At 74.3% G+C, this 21,429-nt stretch carries 16 protein-coding genes; 10 read left to right on the forward strand and 6 right to left on the reverse strand.

Annotated elements, in window-relative coordinates:
• Positions 1–51: 51 nt before the first annotated feature.
• The 4 genes from CRV15_RS22210 to CRV15_RS22225 are packed head-to-tail and all read right to left on the reverse strand — an operon-like array spanning position 52 to position 3,555.
• Positions 52–1,098 (reverse strand): NAD(P)H-dependent flavin oxidoreductase, encoded by a 1,047-nt coding sequence (locus CRV15_RS22210; protein WP_003960119.1) that lies wholly within the window; start codon positions 1,096–1,098, stop codon positions 52–54.
• A complete protein-coding gene (locus tag CRV15_RS22215) occupies positions 1,098–1,853 on the reverse strand; it encodes a CoA-transferase subunit beta (protein ID WP_003958881.1) in 756 nt (251 codons plus the stop codon). The genes CRV15_RS22210 and CRV15_RS22215 overlap by 1 nt, the downstream gene beginning before the upstream one ends.
• The gene (locus CRV15_RS22220; protein ID WP_003958883.1) at positions 1,850–2,773 is read right to left on the reverse strand and encodes a CoA transferase subunit A; all 924 of its coding nucleotides are present in this window, start codon (positions 2,771–2,773) and stop codon (positions 1,850–1,852) included. The genes CRV15_RS22215 and CRV15_RS22220 overlap by 4 nt, the downstream gene beginning before the upstream one ends.
• Positions 2,770–3,555 (reverse strand): enoyl-CoA hydratase family protein, encoded by a 786-nt coding sequence (locus CRV15_RS22225; protein ID WP_003958884.1) that lies wholly within the window; start codon positions 3,553–3,555, stop codon positions 2,770–2,772. Before CRV15_RS22225 ends, CRV15_RS22220 begins: the two co-directional genes overlap by 4 nt.
• A 54-nt stretch (positions 3,556–3,609) precedes the next feature.
• Between CRV15_RS22225 and CRV15_RS22230 the strand changes: the two genes are divergently transcribed.
• Both CRV15_RS22230 and CRV15_RS22235 read left to right on the forward strand, forming a co-directional pair.
• Positions 3,610–4,428, forward strand: a complete 819-nt coding sequence (locus CRV15_RS22230) for an SDR family oxidoreductase (RefSeq protein WP_003960118.1) — start codon at positions 3,610–3,612, stop codon at positions 4,426–4,428.
• A complete protein-coding gene (locus CRV15_RS22235; RefSeq protein WP_009995840.1) occupies positions 4,425–5,363 on the forward strand; it encodes an SDR family oxidoreductase in 939 nt (312 codons plus the stop codon). The genes CRV15_RS22230 and CRV15_RS22235 overlap by 4 nt, the downstream gene beginning before the upstream one ends.
• 106 nt (positions 5,364–5,469) lie before the next feature.
• On the opposite strand, the gene CRV15_RS22240 is transcribed toward CRV15_RS22235, so the two are convergent.
• A complete protein-coding gene (locus CRV15_RS22240) occupies positions 5,470–6,417 on the reverse strand; it encodes a hypothetical protein (protein WP_029182883.1) in 948 nt (315 codons plus the stop codon).
• Between the two features lie 235 nt (positions 6,418–6,652).
• Here CRV15_RS22240 and CRV15_RS22245 point away from each other — a divergent pair, with 235 nt between their 5' ends.
• Positions 6,653–7,483 (forward strand): S1 family peptidase, encoded by an 831-nt coding sequence (locus CRV15_RS22245; RefSeq protein WP_003960115.1) that lies wholly within the window; start codon positions 6,653–6,655, stop codon positions 7,481–7,483.
• Positions 7,484–7,655: 172 nt separating this feature from the next.
• Positions 7,656–10,766 (forward strand): endo-alpha-N-acetylgalactosaminidase family protein, encoded by a 3,111-nt coding sequence (locus CRV15_RS22250; protein WP_003960114.1) that lies wholly within the window; start codon positions 7,656–7,658, stop codon positions 10,764–10,766.
• Between the two features lie 174 nt (positions 10,767–10,940).
• Here CRV15_RS22250 and CRV15_RS22255 read toward each other — a convergent pair whose 3' ends face one another.
• Complete coding sequence (locus CRV15_RS22255; protein ID WP_003960113.1) at positions 10,941–12,689, reverse strand: glycoside hydrolase family 35 protein; 1,749 nt, start codon at positions 12,687–12,689, stop codon at positions 10,941–10,943.
• 133 nt (positions 12,690–12,822) lie between these two features.
• Here CRV15_RS22255 and CRV15_RS22260 point away from each other — a divergent pair, with 133 nt between their 5' ends.
• The 6 genes from CRV15_RS22260 to CRV15_RS22290 all read left to right on the forward strand — a co-directional run bounded on the left by CRV15_RS22260 (position 12,823) and on the right by CRV15_RS22290 (position 21,319).
• Positions 12,823–13,707, forward strand: coding sequence for a helix-turn-helix domain-containing protein (locus tag CRV15_RS22260; RefSeq protein WP_003960112.1), 885 nt, complete (start codon positions 12,823–12,825; stop codon positions 13,705–13,707).
• Positions 13,708–13,718: 11 nt separating this feature from the next.
• Complete coding sequence (locus CRV15_RS22265; protein WP_003960111.1) at positions 13,719–14,036, forward strand: chorismate mutase; 318 nt, start codon at positions 13,719–13,721, stop codon at positions 14,034–14,036.
• 199 nt (positions 14,037–14,235) lie between these two features.
• Positions 14,236–15,039, forward strand: coding sequence for a peptidoglycan-binding protein (locus tag CRV15_RS22270; RefSeq protein ID WP_003960110.1), 804 nt, complete (start codon positions 14,236–14,238; stop codon positions 15,037–15,039).
• Positions 15,040–15,169: 130 nt separating this feature from the next.
• Positions 15,170–17,698: an aminopeptidase N gene (gene pepN / locus CRV15_RS22275; protein WP_009995833.1), complete on the forward strand. Its 2,529-nt coding sequence runs from the start codon at positions 15,170–15,172 to the stop codon at positions 17,696–17,698.
• Positions 17,699–18,503: 805 nt separating this feature from the next.
• Positions 18,504–19,910: a pyridoxal phosphate-dependent decarboxylase family protein gene (locus tag CRV15_RS22285; RefSeq protein ID WP_003960108.1), complete on the forward strand. Its 1,407-nt coding sequence runs from the start codon at positions 18,504–18,506 to the stop codon at positions 19,908–19,910.
• Positions 19,907–21,319 carry a lysine N(6)-hydroxylase/L-ornithine N(5)-oxygenase family protein gene (locus tag CRV15_RS22290; protein WP_003956623.1) on the forward strand — a complete coding sequence of 471 codons (1,413 nt, stop codon included), beginning with the start codon at positions 19,907–19,909 and terminating at the stop codon, positions 21,317–21,319. Before CRV15_RS22285 ends, CRV15_RS22290 begins: the two co-directional genes overlap by 4 nt.
• The last annotated feature ends 110 nt before the right edge of the window (positions 21,320–21,429 follow it).

Raw genomic sequence — 21,429 nt, forward strand, 5'->3', positions numbered from 1 at the left:
CGATCCTTCGATCCGGCGGCGACCTGACGGCCCGGACGTCCCGGAGACCGGTCAGCGGCCCGGCAGCTCCCGGATCACCCGTTCCGCCTCCGTCATGATCGACGCGATCAGCTCGGCGCAGCTCGGCAGATCCTCGATCACCCCCGCCACCTGCCCCGAGGCCATCACCCCCAGATCCGTGCGCCCCTCCACCATCGCCGCGCGCAGCAGCATCGGCGTCCGGGCGGCGAGCAGGACCTGCCGCCAGGTCAGCTCCCTGCCGCGGCGCAGCGCCCGGCCCTCGCGCACCAGGGCGGGCCAGGACGTCCCCGACAGCCCGCGGAAGGCGGCGGCGTGGCGCACCGCCCCGAGCAGGGCGCGGAGTCCGCCCCGGGCCTCCAGCGAGCGGACCAGGTCGGTCCGGAGCATCCGGTGCGGCAGCCCGTCGACGGCCGTCGTCACGGTCACGTCCCGGACGCCCGCCGCCAGATAGCGGGCCTTCACCGGGGCCGGGACCGTCGAGTCGGACGTGAGCAGGAACCGCGTCCCCATGGCGACCCCGGCGGCACCCAGCGCGAGCGCCGCGACCAGTCCGCGGCCGTCCCGGAACCCCCCGGCGGCGATCACCGGGAGCGGCACGGCGTCCACGACCTGCGGCAGCAGTACGCTCGTCGCCACCTCGCCGGTGTGGCCGCCGCCCTCGGAGCCCTGCACGACGACGGCGTCCGCGCCCCACGCGGCGACCTTCTCGGCGTGCCGTCTGGCCCCCACCGAGGGGATCACCACGACGCCCGCGTCCTTGAGTTCGGCGATCAGCTCCCGGGACGGGGCGAGGGCGAACGAGGCCACCCGCACCCCTTCCTCGACGATGATCCGCACCCGGTCGCGGGCGTCGGCGGCGTCCGCGCGCAGATTGACGCCGAAGGGGGCGTCGGTACGGGAACGGACCTCGCGCACCGCCCGGCGCAGCTCCGGTACGGACATCGTGGCCGAGGCGAGGATGCCGAGCGCGCCCGCCCGGGCGGTGGCGGTGACGAGCCGGGGCCCGGCCACCCAGCCCATGCCGGTCTGGACGATGGGGTGCCGTACCCCGGTGAGCCGGGTGAGGGCCGTCTCCATCAGCGGGGCCCGATCTCGCGGTCGCGCAGCCCGTCCGGGTCGAGCACCTCGCGGATCAGCCGCAGTTCGGCGGCGTCGGGCTCCCGGGTGTACGGGACCTCCGCGGGGACGGCGAGGGGGAAGCCGGTCGCCTCCCGCACCTGCTCGACGGTGACCCCGGGGTGCAGCGAGGCCAGCCGCATCGAGCCGTCGGGCGTGGCGAAGTCGAGGACGCCGAGGTCGGAGACGACCCGGCGGAGGTCGTGGAAGCGGGTGGCGGCGGGCCCCGCCGCCCGCGCGCTGTCGTGGCCGACGCCGCACACCAGGTCGACCCGGGGGACGAAGACCCGCCGCGAGTGCCGGGGGACCCAGTAGCCGACCGGGTTGTTGAGGGTGTTCACGGGGGCGCCCCGGACGCCGAGGAGCTGCCGCCGCGGCCGGGCCCAGTCGCCGACGCAGGAGATGTTCTGATTGCCGTAGCGGTCGATCTGCGACGCGCCCATCATCACCAGCCGCCGCCCGCCGGTGACCAGCGTCAGATGACGGCGGTACGGGAGCCAGCCCTCGACCTCCCCGTCCGGCCCGACGAGCAGCGCCTCGCCGTCGGTGAGCAGCAGCTCGGGCGCGAAGGTGTGCCGGGCGAGCCGGGCCCCGAGGGCCGGTACGAGGCCCATGGGGCCGGCCAGCACCTCGCCCGCGCCGCGCCAGGTCTCGGCGCAGGCGATGACGCAGTACTCGGCCCGTGAGGCGGGCCCGTGGGCCGGTGCGCCGCTCATCGCCCCTGCTCCTTGTGCCAGGCCGCGACGGCCGACCGGTAGTCGTCCTCGTCCCCGTGGAGGAAGCGCTCCGCGAACCGGTCCCAGGGGGTGGCCGCGTACATCCGCAGAAACGCCTCGTCCCGACCGTGGTCCGGGACGCAGGAGGTGAAGTGCGCCCCGCCGGGGGTCTCCACCACGCCGCCCACCGTGTGCCTGCCGACCAGGAGGGTCTGCGGCACCGCGCCCGCGAACCCGTCCACCAGCCGTTCGCAGGAGACGTAGGCGGTGTCGGCGGCCTCGCAGAAGAGGTCGTCGAAGTACGGGTCGGGGCCCAGGTACTGGGCGTTGCCCCGCCGGTCGGCGCGGTTGAGATGGACGAGGGCCGCGTCCATCCGCAGCGCGGGCGAGGCGACGAACTCCTCGCCGTCCGCGTAGGGCGAGGTCACCGTGCGCAGCCCGGGGTTGATCCGCATCACGTCCGAGCCGATCCCGGCGCGCACCGGGAGGAACGGCAGCCGGTTGGCGGCGGCGGTCAGCCCCCACAGGAACATCGCCTCGTCGATCTCGGTGAGCGTGAAGTCGCCGCGCTCGCGGGCCGCGCGGTAGTGGGGCTCCAACGGCACGGAGTCGAGGGTGACGAAGGGGGTGACCAGATGGCTGATCCGGCCCGCCGCCGCGAGGAGGCCGACGTCCGGGCCGCCGCAGGAGACCACGGTGAGATCGGTGACCTCGGAGCGGAGCAGGGCCCGCACCAGGGCCATGGGTTTGCGGCGGGCGCCCCAGCCGCCGATGCCGAGGGTCATGCCGCTGCGCAGCCGGCCGACGACCGCGTCGGCGGTCAGGGTCTTGTCGCCCGGGGCTCTTCCGCCGGTGCCGGAGAGCCCGTCGCCCCGGTCGCCCCCCGTGCTCCCGGCGCCCCCGGTGCTCCGGTCGCTCATGGCGTGGTCCCGTCCGCCGTGCCGGTCCCCCGCGGCGGGGCGTCCCCGGCGCCGAAGGTGTCACGGACCCGCCCGGCGGCCCCGCTGAGCGCGGCCTCGAAGGTGAAGCCCTGTTCGAAGCGGTAGCTGCGGCGGACGTCCACCGGGTCGATGCCGTTGATGGCCGCCTTCGCGAGCCGGATCAGCGTGCCGTCCTTGCGGGCGATCTCGGCCGCCAGCTCCACCGCTGCGGCCAGCAGCCCGGTGCGCGGCACCACCCGCCAGACCGAGCCGTGGCGGTGCAGTTCGGCGGCGGTGACGGTGCGCGAGGTGTAGTACAGCGCCCGCATCAGCGCGGGCGGGACCAGCCGGGCGAGGTGGGTGGCCGCGCCCAGCGCGCCCCGGTCCAGCTCCGGCAGCCCGAAGACGGCGTCGTCGGCGGCGACGACCGCGTCCGCGTTTCCCGCGAGTCCGATCCCGCCGCCGAGGCAGTGCCCCTGGACCGCCGCGACCACCGGCACCTCGCACTCGTACACGGCGGCGAAGGCGTCCGCGCAGCCCCGGTTGGCCCCCAGCAGCGCCCCGTGGCCGGGGTCCCGCTGGATCTCCTTGAGGTCCACCCCGGCGTTGAAGCCCCGGCCGGAGGCGGCGAGGACCACACAGCGGGCCCCCGGGTCGCGGCCCGCGGCCCGTACCGCGTCGGCGAGCGCGTGCCAGCCCCGTACCGGGAGGGCGTTGACGGGCGGGTAGTCGGCGGTGACGAGGCGGACTCCGTCGGCCGGGTCCGTGGTGGAGACACCCATGAGCGGATCAGCTACCTTTCCACCAAACGTTTGTTAGGTGGAAGGTAGCAGCCGATGGAGCTGGACGGGAGGGTCGTCGTCGTCACCGGCGGCACCCGGGGCGTCGGCGCGGGCATCGCCGACGCCTTCCTGCGCGCGGGCGCCACGGTGCTCGTCTGCGCCCGCAGACCCCCGGACCCGCGCGCGCCGGGGGACGCGTCCACGGCGGCCCGTTCGGCACGGGAGGCCGCCCGGGGGTGCGCCGGGCCGTACTTCCACCCCGTCGACCTGCGTGACCCCGGCGCCGTCGAGGCGTTCTTCGCGCTGGTCGCCCGGCGGTACGGGCGGCTGGACACCCTCGTCAACAACGCGGGCGGCACCCCCTACCGGCTGCTCGCCGACGGCGGGGCGGCCCGGCACACGCGGGTGGTCGAGCTGAACCTGCTCGCACCGCTGACCGCGTCCCTCGCCGCGTACCCCCTCCTCAAGCGCGCGCACGGCTCGATCGTGATGGTCGGGAGCGTCAGCGGGGACCGGCCCTCACCGGGTACGGCGGCCTACGGAGCGGCCAAGGCGGGGCTGGCGAGCCTCGCCCGGTCCATGGCCGTGGAGTGGGCGCCCGAGATCCGCGTCAACACCCTGGTGCTCGGGATGGTCCGTACCGAACTCTCCTTCCTGCACTACGGGGACGAGGAGGGCGTCGCGGCCGTCGGCCGCACCGTTCCGCTGGGGCGCCTCGCCGAGCCGTCCGACGTGGGCGGGGCCGCCCTCTTCCTCGCCTCCCCGGGCGCCGCCTACATCAGCGGCGCGGCGCTCCATCTGCACGGCGGCGGGGAACGCCCCGCCTTCCTCGACGCGGCGACAGCCCACCGGCAGCAGGGAGAACCCTCATGACCACCGGGACAGGCGCAGGGACGACGGGCGCGGCCGGGCCGGGCCTCTGCCGCGGCAGGGTGGTCGCGGTGACGGGCGCGGGCCGGGGCCTCGGCCGTGCCCACGCGCTGGCGTTCGCCGCCGACGGCGCCCGGGTCGTCGTCAACGACCTCGGCACGGGGCTCGACGGCGCGGGCGCGTCGGAGGGCCCGGCGCACACCGTCGTGGCCGAGATCCGCGCGGCGGGCGGCGAGGCGGTCGCGCACACCGGCGACATCGCCACCGCCGACGGCGCCTCCTCGCTCGTCGCCACCGCCCTGGAGCGCTTCGGACGGCTGGACACCCTGGTCAACAACGCGGGCTTCCTCCGCGACCGGATGCTTGTCAACCTCCCCGCCGACGACTGGGACGCCGTGCTCCGGGTCCATGCCACGGGGCACTTCCTGGCGCTGCGCCACGCCGCCGCCCACTGGCGCGCGGAGGCCAAGGCGGGCCGCCCGCCCGTCGCCCGGGTCGTCAACACCACCTCGGGCGCGGGGCTGCTCGGCAGCGTGGGACAGGGCAACTACGCCGCCGCGAAGGCCGCCGTCGTCGCCCTCACCCTCGTCGCCGCCGCCGAACTGGCGCCGTACGGGGTCCAGGTCAACGCCCTGGCCCCGGCGGCGCGCACCCGGATGACCGAAGGGGCCTTCGCCGATCTCACCGCGCTCCCCGAGGAGGTCTCCCCGCTCGTCGTCTGGCTCGGTTCCGCCGACTGCCCGGGGGTCACCGGCCGGGTCTTCGAGGCCGAGGCGGGCCGGGTCACCGTCATGGAGGGCTGGCGTCCGGGCCCCACCGCGACCGCCCCCGGGGGCGCGCGCTGGACCCCCGGGGCCGTGGGCGCGGCGGCCCGTGCCCTGCTCGCCCGGGCCGAGCCCCCCGGACCGGTCTACGGCGCCCGCCCGCCCACGCCCTGACCCGCGCCGACCCGGGCCCGCCCGCGCACGCCCCGCGCCGAAGCAGCCGCCCGCACCCGCGCCCCGGCGCCCCCGGCGGGCCTCCCGTGCGCCCGCCCGCCGGTCGTCAGGTGTCGCACTCCAGGACCGACCGGCACAGTCCGCACCGCGCCCGCACCCGCCCCCGTACCGGCACCCGGATGCGCTGCTGACACGTCGGACAGGGGAAGGAGACCCGCAGCCCGTCCGCGCCGGTCTCGAACGCGTACCCGCTGTCCCCGCCGTCCCCGGCCCCCGCCGTGCCACCGCTCCCGGGGCGTGCGCGCCCCGGTTCCGGCACGCGCCCGCCGCGCTCCGCCGCGTGCCGCCGGTCCCTGGCGTAGCGGTTCCGGGCCGTCCAGCCCGCCGCGGCCAGGGGCGGTTGCCGTACATCGCGCAGGGCCAGCGCACGCCCCTTGGTGTACGCGGTGTACGCCTGCGGGCTGGTGAACCACACGGAGGGGTCCTCGCCGAACACCAGCGCCCGTTTCGCGAGGACGTAACCGAACTCCTCCGGCGTCAGATATCCCAGCTTCTGGCTGGTCAGCCGGGACTCGCGGAAGGCGTCGAGCAGCAGCCAGCCCGCGCCCAGATAGGTCGTCGCGGTGTCTGTCAGGATTTCGTTGTCGCGTGTGCCGGGGAACGACAGATCGAGCCGGTGCAGCAGCACATGGGTGATCTCATGGGCCAGCGCCGCGCCGATGTCCCGCCGATGGCCGCGGAAGCGGTTGTTCAGTTCGATGAAGTACTCGGGCCCCGCCGTCAGTTCCACACTCGCCGCGTGCTCCATCTCGCGGAAGCTCACGATCATCCGCGCCTGGGGCAGCCGCAGATGCTCCACCAGCACACGGGCCACCCGCTGGGCGCCCAGATGGAGATCGTCCCCGTCGCCGAACGCGGCGTCGGCGGGCGGCACGCTCGACGTGTACGAGAGCACTCCGTCGGGCGAGAGCCTGCGGTAGAGGGCGGTGATGGCGGCGCGCACGGTGCCGAGGTGCGGATAGCCGCGGATCACTCCGTTCGCTCTCGACGCCATCTTTCCGTACCCCCTCGAACGACGGCCCGGTCCGCCTCAACTCTACGGCGACGAGGGGACCCAACCCCGTGGTGACCGGGGCGAAAGCGGTGGCGGCGGGGGTGGGACGGCGGTGCCGAGAGGCCCGGCCGACAGCGCCCTGGCCGAAAAACAATGCTTGTGGCGCGGGTCACCCACTCCCCATAATCCCGATCATCAGATTGTCGGGCTCATGTCAGTTGCCCCACCAACTGTCATGCCTCCGCCATCTCGGTGTTTCCCCCGCACCCCCACGAAGGGCAGACCGTTGAAGCTTCTGCGTACGCTCAAGAGGGCCGCCGCCGCCGGTGCCGTCGTTCTCGCGGCCGTCAGCCTCCAGCCCGCCTCCGCCACCGCCGCCGCCTCCTCGCCGACGCCGCCCGTCGTCGGCGGGACCCGGGCGGCCCAGGGTGAGTTCCCCTTCATGGTCCGGCTCTCCATGGGCTGTGGCGGCTCCCTGCTCACCCAGCAGGTCGTGCTGACCGCCGCCCACTGCGTCCCCGCCACCGGCAACAACACCAGCATCACCGCCACCGCCGGGGTGGTCGACCTCAACAGCCCGAGCGCGATCAAGGTCCGCTCGACCAAGATCTACCGGGCCCCGGGCTACAACGGCACCGGCAAGGACTGGGCCCTGATCAAGCTCGCCCAGCCGATCAACCTGCCCACCCTCAACATCGCCGAGACCGCCGACTACAACAGCGGCACGTTCACCGTCGCCGGCTGGGGCGCGGCGCGTGAGGGCGGCGCGCAGCAGCGCTACCTGCTCAAGGCCACCGTCCCGTTCGTCTCGGACGAGTCCTGCGGCTCCTCCTACCCGGAGCTGGTCGCCAGTGAGGAGATCTGCGCGGGCCTGCCCCAGGGCGGCGTCGACACCTGCCAGGGTGACTCCGGCGGCCCGATGTTCCGCCGGGACAACGCCGGTGCCTGGATCCAGGTCGGCGTCGTGAGCTGGGGCGCCGGCTGCGCCCGGCCGAACTACCCCGGTGTCTACACCGAGGTCTCCACCTTCGCCGCCGAGATCAAGGCCGCTGCCGCGACCCTCTGAACGGCGGGGGTCCGCTCCGTCGGCGGACAGACCCATCCATGACGGGCAGGGGCAGGTGCCGGACTCCTTTAGTCCAACACCTGCCCCTGCTTTGTCCATGGGCGGGCCCGCGCTCCGGCCGCAGATTGTCCCTACGCGGTCGGCGACCCGCGTGACATGCGACGGACGACCCATGACACGTGACGCCCGTCGGCCGACCGGAGCCCGGAGGAGGACGAGCGTGCACCCAGCAGACGGCGGCCCCAGCCGCAGGACCGTCGTGGCGGCGACCGCCCTGGCCGGGGCGGGTACCGCGCTCGCCACCGGCGGGCAGGCCGCCGCCGCCCCCGGCCCCCGGGCCCTGCTCCGCTCCGCCGCCCTCGACGTCCAGGTGGACCGGGCCTTCCCCAGCGTCGTCTCGTACACCGACCGCGCCACCGGGGCGGTCCTGCACGGGCAGGACGAGCCCGTCACCTCCGTACTGATCGACGCGGTCGCCCACGTCCCCGACCGGGTCGCGCTGCGGACCCGCCGCGACCGCGCCCGTTACACCCTCGGCTTCGGCCCCACCGAGATCGACGTCGAGATACGGGTGACGGGAGCCACCGTCCACTGGCGGGTCACCCGGATCGCCGACACCGCCGCCCTGCGGATCGGCACCCTGGAGATACCCTCGCTCGCCCTGCTCTCCGTCCGCGCCGACCAGCCCGGCGCGGTCCTGTACGGGGCCCGCGTCCACCTGGACAAGGCGGGCGACGGCGACACCCTCATCGAGGTGGGCCCCGCGACCCCCGTCGAGGAGCGGCCCACCGGCTGCGCGTACGCCGTCGTCGCCCACGACGGGCTCGGCGGCGCGATCGAGACCAACACCGTCTGGGACAAGCCCTCCGCCGCCGCCGGTACCACCTGGGAGAACGGCAGGCTCTGGCGGCAGGTCACGGTCCGGGACGGGGTGGTCACGGCCCGGCTGGTCCCCGGCCAGTGGACCCACCGCGCCGCCACCGCCCCCGTGGAGCAGACCGAGCCGCTGCCGTACGCCACCGTCGTCGTCACCGGCGACCGCAACGGCGACGGCGTCGTGGACTGGCAGGACGCCGCCATCGCCTTCCGGGACATCATGGTCGAGCCGCTGGGCGCGGACGAGCAGCATCTGCGGGTCGTGCCGCACATCCCGTTCAACTTCGCCTCCCAGGCGACCAATCCCTTCCTCGCCACCCTCGACCAGGTCAAACGGATCTCCCTGGCGACCGACGGACTGCGGCAGTACACCCTGCTCAAGGGGTACCAGTCCGAGGGGCACGACTCGGCCCACCCCGACTACGCGGGCAACCACAACCGGCGCGCGGGCGGACTCGACGACCTCAACACCCTGCTGCGCGAGGGCCGGAAGTGGAACAGCGACTTCGGCGTCCATGTCAACTGCACCGAGTCCTACCCCGTCGCGAACGCCTTCTCCGAGACCCTCGTCGACAAGGACAACGAGCAGTGGGACTGGCTCGACCAGTCGTACCGCATCGACCAGCGCCGCGACCTGGTCAGCGGTGAGGTGATCCGGCGCTTCGCCGCGCTGCGGGCGGAGACCGACCCCGCCCTGAACACGCTCTACATCGATGTCTTCCGGGAGTCGGGCTGGACCTCCGACCGGCTCCAGCGGGCGCTGCGCGAGCAGGGCTGGCAGATCACCACCGAGTGGGGCCACGGCCTGGAGCGCTCGGCGCTGTGGGCGCACTGGGCCACGGAGACCGACTACGGGCCCGACTCCTCCCGGGGCGTCAACTCCCGGCTGATCCGCTTCATCCGCAACCACCAGAAGGACGTCTTCGCCGACAAGTGGCCCACCCTGCTCGGCATCCCGCGCACGGGGAACTTCGAGGGCTGGGTCGGCAAGACCGACTGGACCGTCTTCTACCGGCTGATCTGGACCGAGTCGCTGCCCGCGAAGTACCTCCAGGCCCACCCCGTCAAGCGGTGGACCGACCACGAGATCGCCTTCTTCGGGCCCGGCGCGACCTCGGTCACCGACACGGACGGGGTGCGCACGATCGTCACCGACGGCCGCACGGTCTACGAGGGCGGCCGGTATCTGCTGCCCTGGGAGCCCCGCCGGGCGCTGGACCCGCCCAAGCTCTACCACTACAACCCGGAGGGCGGCGCCACCACCTGGCGGCTGCCCCGGGGCTGGGCGGGCCGCCCGGCGGTCGCCCTGTACCGCCTCACCGACCAGGGCCGGGTCTTCGAACGGACCCTGCCGGTCCGCTCCGGCCGGATCACCGTCGACGCGGCGGCCGATCAGCCGTACGTCCTGTACCGCTCCCGCCCGGCGCCCCTGCCCGACCCCCGGTGGGGCCAGGGCACCCCGCTGCACGACCCCGGCTTCTCCTCCGGCTCCCTCGACGGCTGGCACACCAGCGGCCCGGTCTCGGTCGTCCGCAGCGCGATCGGCGACCACGAGCTGGTGATGGCCGCGGGCGCCGCCGGCACGGCCGGACAGCGGCTGCGCAGGCTCGCCCCCGGCGGCTACGCGGCCTCCGTCCAGGTCGAGGTGGGGGAGCGGGCGGGCGAGCGGCGCCGCGCGAGCCTGGAGGTGCGCACCGCCGACGGGGTACGGGCCGTCAACTGGACGGACATCTCCACCGCCGTCAACCAGGTGGCGGCCGACCGCAAGCACGGCACCCGCTTCCAGCGGATGTTCACCTGGTTCACCGTCCCCGAGGGCGGCGGCCCCGTCGTCCTCACCCTGCGGGCGGAGGCGGGCGGCGCCCGGGTCCGCTTCGACAACGTCCGCGTCGTCCCCGGCACCCGCACGCCCGCCCCCGGCACCGTCGCCCACGAGGACTTCGAGAACGTCCCCCAGGGCTGGGGCGTCTTCGTCAAGGGCGACGCGGGCGGCGTCACCGACCCGCGCACCCACATCGCCCAGCGGAACGCCCCGTACACCCAGCGCGGCTGGAACGGGAAGGCGATCGACGATGTCGTCGACGGCACCGAATCCCTCAAATCACGCGGTGAGAACGAGGGACTGGTCTACCGGACCGTCCAGCACCTGGTCCGCTTCGAGCCGGGGCGGCGCTACCGGGTCGCCTTCCGCTACCAGAACGAACGGGCCGACCAGTACGCCTGGGTCACCGGCGTCGACGACCGCGAACAGGACCGGGTGCCGCTGCCGGTGGCGACCTCGCCGACGCTCTGGACCCACGAGTTCACCGCACCCGCCGAGGGCGAGAGCTGGGTGGGGCTGCGCAAGACCGGGGGAGCGTGGGGCGCGGAGTTCGTCCTCGACTCCTTCGAGGTCCGGGAGGTCTGACCGCCCGCCGATACCGGGGACGGCCCTCCGCCGTCGGGTCGTCCCCGCTGTGCCGCCCGGTCCCTCCGCCGCTTCCCCCCGGGGCGGAGGGACCGGGCCCGCCCGCCGCCGTGTCCGTGCCCCCAGGCGGGCGGGCCCGCCCCCGGCCGTGGACGGGCACCGGGGCGCGGACCCTCAGACGGGGTCCAGGAACAGCGCCCCGCCGCCCTCCTCCAGCTCCAGCACCCAGATCTCGTTCCCTCCCTCCCGCAGCACCGGCCCCGGGACGAAGAGCGCCTCCTGCGCCCCGATCCACCAGTACCGGCCCAGACAGAAGCCGTTCACCCAGACGAAGCCCCGCCCCCACCCCGGCAGCCGCAGCCGGGCGTCACCGGGGCCCGTCACCGTCAGCTCCCCCCGGTACAGACCGGGCGGCGCGTCCTCGCGCGTCTCGCCGAAGGCGATCCGGGAGACCCCGTCCGGGGTGAACGAGGACAGCCGCAGCCCCCGGGCGCGCACCCCGTGCAGAAACTGCCGCTCATGGAGGACCCCGCCGGTGAGCCCCTTCGGCTCACCCGTCCGGGGCCCGTAGTTGACCCGTCCCAGCGACTCCGCCCACAGCTCCACCTCGGCCGGGCCCGCGACCGGCTCCGGGAGGGTGTCGTACTCCTCGCTCAGCACCCCGGCGCGCACCCCGTCCACATACACCACGGCCCGGTCCCGCAGCCCGGGCGCGCGCAGCGGGTACGGCCGCCGGGGCCCGGGTATCCGGACCCGGTAGCGCACCAGACCGCGGTCGACGCCCAACTCCTCGAAGGTGGGCGGGGTGCGGCCCTCGCGCTCCTCGCCGCCCAGGACGTCGAGCACCGTCCGCGCCGGCGCCCACGCGGTGAGCAGGCCCCGCACCGGAGCGGCCAGCGGGGCGGGCGCGGGCGGCACCTCCGGCAGCGGACCCCCGGCATACCGGGCCAGCACCTCGCGGAAGGCCAGGAACTTCGCGGTCGGACGGCCCGCCTCGTCGATGGGGGCGTCGTAGTCGTACGAGGTCGCCGTCGGCTCCAGGGCCCCGTCCTGCACCTCGCCCGAGCGGTTCGCCCCCGCCCAGCCGCCGAAGTTGGAGCCCCCGTGCGCCATGTACACATTGACGGACGCCCCGCACTCCAGGATCTCCCGCAGCGCGTCCGCCGCCTCGTCCGCGTCCCGGACCGCGTGCTCGTCGCCCCAGTGGTCGAACCAGCCGCACCAGAACTCCATGCACATCAGGGGCCCCGACGGCCGGTGCCCGCGCAGTGTCCCGAACGCGGCGCGCGCCCCGGAGCCGAAGTTCACCGTCGCGAGCGCCCCCGGCACCGAGCCGCCCGTCAGCATGTGGTCCTCGGGCCCGTCCGACGTGAACAGCGGCACCACCAGACCCGAGGCCCGCAGCGCCCGCTCGATCCGGCGCAGATAGCGGGCGTCGCTGCCCCAGCTCCCGTACTCGTTCTCGATCTGCACCATCAGCACCGGGCCGCCCCGGTCGATCTGCCGCTCCACCACCTGCGGCAGCAGCCGGGCGAACCACCGTTCCACCGGAACGAGGAACTCCTCGTCCGCCGTGCGCGTCCGCCGCCCCAGCGGGCCCGTCAGCCAGTGCGGCAGCCCCCCGTTCTCCCACTCGGCGCAGATATAGGGGCCGGGGCGGACGATCGCCCACAGCCCCGCCGCCCGCGCCGCGTCCAGGAAGCGGCCCAGCGCCTCCGGGTCCTCGTACCGGCCCGGCTCCGGCTCGTGCAGATTCCAGGGGACATAGGTCTCGACGCAGTTCAGCCCCATCGCGCGCAGCATCGCCAGCCGATGGCCCCACTGCGCCTCGTGGACCCGGAAGTAGTGCAGCGCTCCCGAGAGCAGCCGCACCGGCCGCCCGTCCAGCAGAAAGTCCCTCTCACCCACGCTGAATTCCGCCATGGCCCCACCATCGGGCTCTGGCGGCGAACCGGTCCATGGACAAAGATCGGCGCTGTTTGGACGCAAGCGCGCTCCCGGCGACCGCCGGAGCGGGCGGGCGGATCTGCCGAGTGCGGGAGCGGGGCCACGACGGATGTACCACACCTGGATGCGTTACTTCACCCCCGGGCCCGTCCACCACCGGCTGGGACTGGTCTGCCTCGGCGTGGGACTCCAGCACGGCGCGCTGCCCACCGTCGGACCCCGGGTCCTCGGCCACCACGTCGCCGTGGTGATCAGCGCGGGCGGCGGCTGGTTCCGCAGCCCCGAGGGGGTGCGCACACCGGTCGCCGCGCCCGCCCTGATCTGGCTCAGGCCCGGGGAGCCGCACCACTACGGACCCGACCCGGGCGGCTGGGACGAGAGCTTCGTCGACTTCACGGGCCCCGCCGTCGCCACCTACACCGAGCTGGGCTACATCGACACCGAGCGGACCGTCGTCCCGCTCGGCGACGCCGCCGGGCCCCGGGCCGTCATCGGCCGGATCGCCCGCGCCGCCCGCCGGGGCAACCCGCTCCTGGAGGTGGAGACCTCGGCGGCCGTCCATGAACTCCTCGTCGCGCTGCGCCGGGCCCGCGCCGACACCAACCCCGCCGGGGACCCCGTCCTCACCGCCCTCGCCCGCGACGCCTTCCTCCAGCTCTCCGTCGCCGAGCACGCCGCCCGCCACGGCATGACCCCCGCCGAGCTGCGCACCGCCGTCCGCCGGGGCGCGGGCTGCTCCCCCAAGGACTATCTGCTCTCCATCCGGCTCGGCCGGGCCAAGGAACTGCTGGCCGCCACCGAGCTGCCCGTCGCGGCGGTGGCCCGCCGGGTCGGCTACGAGGACCCCGCCTACTTCTCCCGGCTCTTCACCCGCCGGGTCGGCACCGCCCCCGTCCGCTTCCGTGAGCAGCAGGGACGTACGGTGCCCGGCGGCTGGAGCGACCGCGTTCCGCACCCTGATCACCCGCCGACGATCCCCACCCGGTCCACGTAAGCTCGGCGACCATGAGCACCAGGGACATCGACGAGAGCGTACGGGCCGAGCTGGACCGGCTGCGCGGCAGCATCGACAACATCGACGCGGCCGTCGTGCACATGCTGGCCGAGCGCTTCAAATGCACCCAGCAGGTCGGCCGGCTCAAGGCCCGCCACCAGCTCCCGCCCGCCGACCCCGAGCGGGAGGCCCGCCAGATCGAGCGGCTGCGCCAGCTCGCGGAGAGCGCGAAGCTCGATCCGGCCTTCGCGGAGAAACTCCTCAACTTCATCATCGCCGAAGTCATCCGGCACCACGAGACCCTCGCCGCCCACCACGACGCCTTCTGACGGCCTTCTGACGGGCCGGTTCCCAGCGCCACCACCAGGTCACAAAAAGGCCATAAAGAACTTACCGTTCAGATCTCGGGTCGGATCGATCACAAAGTCCCCCTTTTCCAGGTGTGCCGTCTGGTGCGGACAAGCCGCCGGAGGTAAGGAATTCGGACAGGCCACCGCCTGTCCGACTCCTCCGAAGGGATGGATCACCATGAAGCTGGTCCGCCGCGCCCAGTGGGGCGCGCCCGCCACCTCCGCCGCGTCGCCGATATCCCGGACCCGCGGTGTGAAGGTGCACTACCTCGGCACCGCCTACGCTTCCCGCGCGCACGGCACGTGCGACGACAAGGTCCGCGACATCCGCAGCTCGCACCTCAACCACCCGACCGAGGACTACAGCGACATCGCGTACAACCTGCTCGTGTGCGAGCACGGCTATGTGTACGAGGGCCGGGGCGCCGGGCGCCGCACCGGCGCCAACGGCAGCTCGACGCTGAACTCCGCCCACTACGCCGTCTGCGCCCTCCTCGGCTCCTCCGGCCTCACCAAACCCACCCCGGCGATGCTCCACGGCATCCGGGACGCCATCGAGTACCTGCGCGAGCGGGGCGCCGCCGGTACCGAGATCAAGGGCCACCGCGACGGCTTCGCCACCACCTGCCCCGGTCCCGAGCTGTACGCCTGGGTCAAACGGGGCGCCCCCCGCCCCGCCGCCCCCGGGAAACCCGGCGACCAGCCCAGCAGGCCGAAGCCGCCGGCCGCACCCCGCTACGAGCCGTTCCCCGGCCCGGGGTTCTTCGTGCCCGGCCGCCGCAGCCCGATCGTCACCGCCATGGGCAGACGGCTCGTCGCCGAGGGCTGCGGACGGTACGAGATCGGCCCCGGACCCGCCTGGAGCGAGGCCGACCGCCGGTCGTACGCCGCCTGGCAGCGCAAACTCGGCTACTCCGGAGCGGCGGCCGACGGCATCCCCGGCAAGACCTCCTGGGACCGCCTCAAGGTCCCCAACACCTGAATCCGCACCACGGCGGAGCCCACAGCGCACCGCACGGCTCCGGGCCTCCGCCCCGGAGCCGCGTGGCCGCGCTCACAGCGCAAGCGATTTTTCGTGTGCTCGACCGTCCCCATCAGGCAGCATGGCCCTCATGTCCGTACTCACGCGCGATGAAGCGCAGACCCGCGCCCGGCTTCTCGACGTCCACCGGTACACGATCGCCCTCGATCTGTCCGGGGGAGCCGGAACCCCTCCCGATACCGGGACCGCAGACGAGCAGAGCTTCGGTTCCCGCTCCGTCATACACTTCACCGCCCGCGCGGACGGGGACACCTTCTTCGAACTGAAGCCGGTCGTACTGCACTCGGTCACGCTGGACGGACAGCCCCTCGACCCCGCACTGCTCGACGGGAACCGCTTCCCCCTCACCGGGCTGGGCGCGGGCGCGCACGAGCTGGCCGTCGAGGCCGAGATGCGCTACTCGCGCACCGGCGAGGGCATGCACCGCTTCACCGACCCCAGCGACGGGGAGGTGTACGTCTACACCCAGCTCTTCATGGAGGACGTCCAGCCCGTCTTCGCGGCCTTCGACCAGCCCGACCTCAAGGCCGTCTTCGAGCTGACCGTGACCGCCCCCGAGGCATGGACCGTCCTCGGCAACGGCATCGCCACCCACCAGGGCGGCGGCGTGTGGACCTGCGCCCCCACCCCTCCGCTCTCCACCTACTTCGTCGCCGTCGCCGCCGGACCCTGGCACTCCGTCCGCACCGAGCACGCCGGACTCCCCTTCGGCCTGCACTGCCGCCGCTCCCTCGCCGAACACCTCGACACCGACGCCGAAGAACTCCTCGAAGTCACCCGGCGGTGCTTCGACCGCTACCACGAGAAGTTCGAGGAGCCCTACCCCTTCGACTCCTACGACCAGGCGTTCGTCCCCGAGTTCAACGCGGGCGCCATGGAGAACCCCGGACTCGTGACCTTCCGGGACGAGTTTGTCTTCCGCTCCGCCGTCACCGACACCGAGCGGCAGACCCGGGCCATGGTCATCGCCCATGAGATGGCCCATATGTGGTTCGGCGACCTCGTCACCATGGTCTGGTGGGACGACCTCTGGCTCAACGAGTCCTTCGCCGAGTACATGGGCTTCCAGATCCTCACCGAGGCCACCCGCTTCACCGACACCTGGGTCGACTTCGCCGTCAACCGCAAGGGCTGGGGATACGACGCCGACCAGCGGCCCTCCACCCACCCCGTCGCCCCCGCCCCCGAGGCCGTCCCCGACACCGCGTCCGCGATGCTCAACTTCGACGGCATCTCCTACGCCAAGGGCGCGTCCGCGCTGCGGCAGCTCGTGACCTGGATGGGCGAGAAGGACTTCCTCGCCGGGATCAACGACCACTTCGCCCGCCACAGGTTCGGCAACGCCACCCTCGCCGACTTCATCGACTCCCTCGCCCGCGCCACCGACCGCGATGTGCCCGCCTGGGCCGAGTCCTGGCTGCGCACCACCGGCGTGGACACCCTGCGGCCCACCGTCACCGAGAACGGGGGCACCTGGTCCCTCACCGTCGAGCAGGACGGCAGCCGCCCGCACCGGATCACCGTCGGCGCCTACGACCTCGACCCCGTCGACCCCGACCGGGTCGTCGTCCGCAGCCGCTTCGAGGTGGACGTCCCGCAGGCCGGACCCGCCGGACCGCACCCCGGCCGCCGCCCCGCCCTCGTCGTCCTCAACGAGAACGACACCACCTACGCGAAGATCCGCTTCGACGCCGGTTCCTGGGGCACCGTCGGGAAGATCCTCTCCCGTATCCCGGAGCCGCTGACCCGCGCCGTGATCTGGAACGCCGCCCGGGACATGGTCCGCGACGGCGAACTCGCCCCCATGGAGTACCTGGAGACCGCCCGCGCCCACCTCCCGCGCGAGAGCGACCTCGCGATCGTGCAGGGCGTCCTCGGCTTCGCCGCCGGGCAGATCGCCGACTGCTACCTCCCCGCCGGGCAGCGGCCCGCCGCCCTCGCCGCCGTCCGCGACATCTGCCGCGCCCTGATGCGCCGCACCGAGGACGGCAGCGACCCCGGGCTGCGGCTGATCGCCGTACGCCACTGCATCACCGCCGCCGCGCAGCCCGAGACCATCCAGGAGTGGCTGTCCGACGGCAGCGTCACCGGGGGCCCGGAACTCGACCCCGAGCTGCGCTGGCGGATTCTCTACCGGCTCGCCGTCCTCGGCGCCGTCGACGAGCGCGCCGTCGCCGCCGAACTGGAGCTCGACCCGAGCGCCACCGGGCGCGAGGGCGCGGCCCGCTGCCGGGCGGCGCTGCCGACGGCGGAGGCCAAGGCCGCGGCGTGGGAGGCGCTGTTCGCCTCGGACACGCTCACCAACTACCTCTTCACCGCGACCGCGCAGGGCTTCTGGCAGCCCGAGCAGTCCGAGGTGCTGGAGGAGTACCTCGGCCGCTTCTGGCCGGACGTCACCGCGCTCGCGGCCCGGCGCGGTCCGGCGATCGCGGAGGCCGCGGGGCGGTACGCCTTCCCGCTCCACGCCGTCGACGCGGAGACCCTCCGCGCGGGCGAGGAGGCGCTGGCCGACCCGGACATGCTCCCGGCCCTCCGCCGCAAACTCGCCGACCAGCTCGACGACCTCCGCCGCGCCCTGAAGGTCCGCACCGCCGCCTGACCGCCACGCGCCCGGCCGCCCTTTCCTGCGGGGCGGCCCTCGCGCGGGTGACGCGGCCCGGTGCGGGGCCGTGCCCGCGCTCGCTTCCCCCCTGGACGGGGCGCGGGGCACTCTCTCTCCCCCCACCGGGCGGGACGATACCCACTCCCCGCACCGAGTGGGCCGTCTCCCCGTGGTGGGGCCCCTGGCCGGGACCCGGGGCCGTCCGTCTCCCACCGGGCGGAGCTGTGCCCACGTCCCGCACCGAGTGGGCCGTCTGCCCGTGGTGGGGGGTGCAGGGTCGTCCCCGGAAGGGACCGGCGGACGTTGACCCGCGTCCAGACATCGGACGCCCGGTCTGCCGGCCCTGAGGAGTCGAGCCCGGAGGCCCCCACCCCCGCACCCGACGACCGACCCGAGCAAAACCAGCCCGTCCGGCGTTTGAGGACGGACCCCGCACCCAACGGAAAACCTCACGCGCAAGCCGACGGCCCCCCGCGCGGCCCCGTTGTCGGGGGCCAGCCCCCGAACCCCTGCTCCTCAATCGCCGGAGAGGCTGAAATGTGCGGCCCCATCGTCGGGGGGCCAGCCCCCGAACCCCCGCGTCTCAATCGCCGGCGAGGCTGATTTTGCCCCCCGCGCCTCAATCTCCCCCAGAGGGGGCACCCTCAAGAGGCTGAATTTGGCACCCCCAAGGGCGAATCCCCACACGGCGGTCGCCAGGACCACCCCCGAGAAACACCCCCCGCACCCGAAACCCCCCACGGCCCAAAACCCCTGCGCCCCCCACTCGTTGAGCACACGTCGCCCCGCCAAAGGACCCCTCATGCGCTCACCCCACCCCCCGCTCGCCGGCGGTCCCACCGGCGCCGACGCTCTGCGCCCCCTCCTCGACACCGTCCTCGACGCCCTCCGCGGCGGCGCGGCCGACCGGGACGGGCCCTTCCCGGCGGGCGGTCCGGAAGACGTCGCGGCCGGGGTGCGGCAGGCGCTCGGGGAGGTGTTCCCGGAGCGGGGCGCGGGCGCCGCCGAGGCGCTGCACCGCATCGTCCACGCGGTGGCCCGCGGCTCCGCCGACCCCGCGGACCCCCGCTGCGCGGCCCACCTCCACACCCCGCCCCTCGCGCTCGCCACCGCCGCGGACCTCGCCGCGTCCGCCCTCAACCCGTCCCTGGACTCCTGGGACCAGGCCCCCGCGGCCTCCGCCCTGGAAGCGGCCGTCACCGCCGTCCTCGCGGCGGTGGTCTACCCCGGCGCCCCCGCCCCCGACCTCCTCGTCACCACCGGCGGCACCGAGTCCAACCAGCTCGCCCTGCTGCTCGCCCGTGAACACCACGCCCACCGCCCGCACCGCCCCGGCCCCGCCCCCCTCCAGGTCGTCTGCGGGGCCGCGGCCCACCACTCCGTGCGCCGCGCCGCCTGGCTCCTCGGCCTGCCCGAACCGTTCGCCGTCCCCGGCACCGGCGGCGGACTCGACCCGGCGGCGCTCGACGGCGCCCTCACCGAGCTGCCCGGCCCCCATCTCGTTGTCGCCACCGCGGGCACCACCGACACCGGCCAGGTCGACCCCCTCGCCGACCTCGCCGACCTCTGCGCCCACCACCGCGCCCAGCTCCACGTCGACGCGGCCTACGGCGGTGGCCTGATCTTCTCTGACCGCCACCGCGCCCTCGTCGACGGACTCGACCGCGCCGACTCCGTCTCCCTCGATCTGCACAAGATGGGCTGGCAGCCGGTCGCCGCCGGACTCTTCGCGGTCGCCGACCGCGAACGGCTCGCCCCCCTCGCGCTCACCGCCGACTACCTCAACGCACCGGATGACACCGGGGCCGGTCTCCCCGATCTGCTGGGCCGCTCGCTGCGCACCACCCGCAGGCCCGACATCCTCAAGGTCGCCGTCACCCTCGCCGCCCTCGGCCGCGAGGGCCTCGCCCGGCTAGTCGACGACAGCGTGAACACCGCCCGGAGCTTCGCGGACCGGGTCGCCGCGCACCCCCGGATGGAGCTGTGGGACCGCCCCGCCCTCACCACGGTCCTCTTCCGCCCCATAGGCGCCGACGACGGGCAGATCGCCGCCATCCGCCGCACCCTGCTCACCGAGGGCCGCTGCGTCCTGGGACGCGCCCGCGCCGACGGCCGGCTCTGGCTGAAGGCGACCCTGCTCAACCCCCACACCACCCCCGAAGACCTGGACCGCCTGATCGACCTCGTGGAAGGCAGCACCCCCCGATGAGCGCCCTGCCCACAGCCGCCCCCGATCAGCCCCACGACCTGGTGGGCATCGGTATCGGCCCGTCCAACCTCTCCCTCGCCGCGCTCGCCCACGGCGTCCCCGGCGGCCTCGCCACCGCCTTCTTCGAGCAGAGCCCCCGGTTCGGCTGGCACCCCGGGCTGCTCATCGACGGAGCCGTGCTCCAGGTGCCCTTCCTCGCCGACCTGGTCACCCTCGCCGACCCCGCGAGCCCCTGGACCTTCCTCAACTACCTCCGCGGACGCGAGCGCCTGTTCCCGTTCTACTTCGCCCAGACCTTCCACGTACACCGGAGCGAGTACGACGCGTACTGCCGCTGGGTCAGCGACAGCCTCCCCGGACTCCACTTCGGCCACCGGGTCGACGCCGTCCGCTGGAACCCGGAACGCGCCCTGTTCGAGGTGGACTTCACCCGCTTCGGCCCCGAGGGCGAGGCACAGGCCCCGGGCCGCACCCACGCCCGGCACATCGTCCTCGGCGTGGGCACCGAACCGTATGTCCCCGACGCGCTGCGCCCGCTCACCGCCGCACCCGGCGCCCCGGTGCTCCACTCCGCCGACTACCTCGCCCACCGGGACCGGCTGCTCGCCGCCGGGCACATCACCGTCGTCGGCTCGGGCCAGTCGGGCGCCGAGGTCTTCCTCGACCTGCTGCGCCACCGGCCCGCCGGGGCCGAGGGAATCCACTGGATCTCCCGCAGCGAGTCCTTCGCGCCGATGGAGTACTCCAAGCTCGGCCTGGAGCACTTCACCCCCGACTACACGCACTACTTCCACTCCCTCCCGGAGCAGACCCGGGACCGGCTGATCCCGCGGCAGTGGCAGCTCCACAAGGGCATCGACGCCCGTACCATCGCCGCCGTCCACGAGGAGCTGTACCGCCGCACCCTGGACGGGGGCTGGCCGCAGACCGTCCTCACCCCCGGCGTCACCGTCCGCACCGCGGGCCGGCTCGCCACCACCAAGGTCGAACTCCATCTGGAACACGCCCAGCAGGGCACCCGCTCCCGGCTGACCACCGAGGCCGTCGTCCTCGCCACGGGCTACCGCGAGCGCTCGGTGGGGGTGATGCTCGCCGGACTCGAACCGTATCTGCGCCACGACTCCTCCGGACGGCCCCGGATCGACCGCGAGTTCCGGCTGGTGCTGGACTCCTCCGTGACCGGTTCGGTCTTCGTCCAGAACGCGGAGACGCACACCCACGGCATCGGCGCCCCCGACCTCGGACTGGCCGCCTGGCGCAGCGCCTCCATCCTCAACGCGCTCACCGGCAAGGAGCCGTATCCGATGCCCCGGCGCACCGCGTTCACCAGCTTCGGCCTGGAACGCGCCCCCGCCCCCGGGGTCCCGGACCGGCCCACGCGGCTGACCCCCCTCGCCGGAGGCTTCTAGACCCGCCCGGCCCGGGGCCCTCTAGGGTGGGAACACGGGCCGGGCCCGCGCGGCACCGGCCCCGCCGCCCGCGCTCCGTACCGCTGTCCGTGCCGCTGTACGAGGGAGCC

The sequence above is a fragment of the Streptomyces clavuligerus genome (genome assembly GCF_005519465.1).
Taxonomy (GTDB): domain Bacteria; phylum Actinomycetota; class Actinomycetes; order Streptomycetales; family Streptomycetaceae; genus Streptomyces; species Streptomyces clavuligerus.

Excerpts from the sequence above, each read along its gene's own strand:
- CRV15_RS22240 (WP_029182883.1), bottom strand. The coding sequence starts at position 6,417 with ATGGCGTCGAGAGCGAACGGAGTGATCCGCGGCTATCCGCACCTCGGC.
- CRV15_RS22245 (WP_003960115.1), top strand. The coding sequence starts at position 6,653 with ATGCCTCCGCCATCTCGGTGTTTCCCCCGCACCCCCACGAAGGGCAGA.
- CRV15_RS22220 (WP_003958883.1), bottom strand. The coding sequence starts at position 2,773 with ATGAGCGACCGGAGCACCGGGGGCGCCGGGAGCACGGGGGGCGACCGG.
- CRV15_RS22285 (WP_003960108.1), top strand. The coding sequence starts at position 18,504 with ATGCGCTCACCCCACCCCCCGCTCGCCGGCGGTCCCACCGGCGCCGAC.
- CRV15_RS22210 (WP_003960119.1), bottom strand. The coding sequence starts at position 1,098 with ATGGAGACGGCCCTCACCCGGCTCACCGGGGTACGGCACCCCATCGTC.
- CRV15_RS22255 (WP_003960113.1), bottom strand. The coding sequence starts at position 12,689 with ATGGCGGAATTCAGCGTGGGTGAGAGGGACTTTCTGCTGGACGGGCGG.
- CRV15_RS22215 (WP_003958881.1), bottom strand. The coding sequence starts at position 1,853 with ATGAGCGGCGCACCGGCCCACGGGCCCGCCTCACGGGCCGAGTACTGC.
- CRV15_RS22230 (WP_003960118.1), top strand. The coding sequence starts at position 3,610 with ATGGAGCTGGACGGGAGGGTCGTCGTCGTCACCGGCGGCACCCGGGGC.
- CRV15_RS22235 (WP_009995840.1), top strand. The coding sequence starts at position 4,425 with ATGACCACCGGGACAGGCGCAGGGACGACGGGCGCGGCCGGGCCGGGC.
- CRV15_RS22265 (WP_003960111.1), top strand. The coding sequence starts at position 13,719 with ATGAGCACCAGGGACATCGACGAGAGCGTACGGGCCGAGCTGGACCGG.
- CRV15_RS22270 (WP_003960110.1), top strand. The coding sequence starts at position 14,236 with ATGAAGCTGGTCCGCCGCGCCCAGTGGGGCGCGCCCGCCACCTCCGCC.
- pepN (WP_009995833.1), top strand. The coding sequence starts at position 15,170 with ATGTCCGTACTCACGCGCGATGAAGCGCAGACCCGCGCCCGGCTTCTC.
- CRV15_RS22250 (WP_003960114.1), top strand. The coding sequence starts at position 7,656 with ATGACACGTGACGCCCGTCGGCCGACCGGAGCCCGGAGGAGGACGAGC.
- CRV15_RS22260 (WP_003960112.1), top strand. The coding sequence starts at position 12,823 with ATGTACCACACCTGGATGCGTTACTTCACCCCCGGGCCCGTCCACCAC.
- CRV15_RS22290 (WP_003956623.1), top strand. The coding sequence starts at position 19,907 with ATGAGCGCCCTGCCCACAGCCGCCCCCGATCAGCCCCACGACCTGGTG.
- CRV15_RS22225 (WP_003958884.1), bottom strand. The coding sequence starts at position 3,555 with ATGGGTGTCTCCACCACGGACCCGGCCGACGGAGTCCGCCTCGTCACC.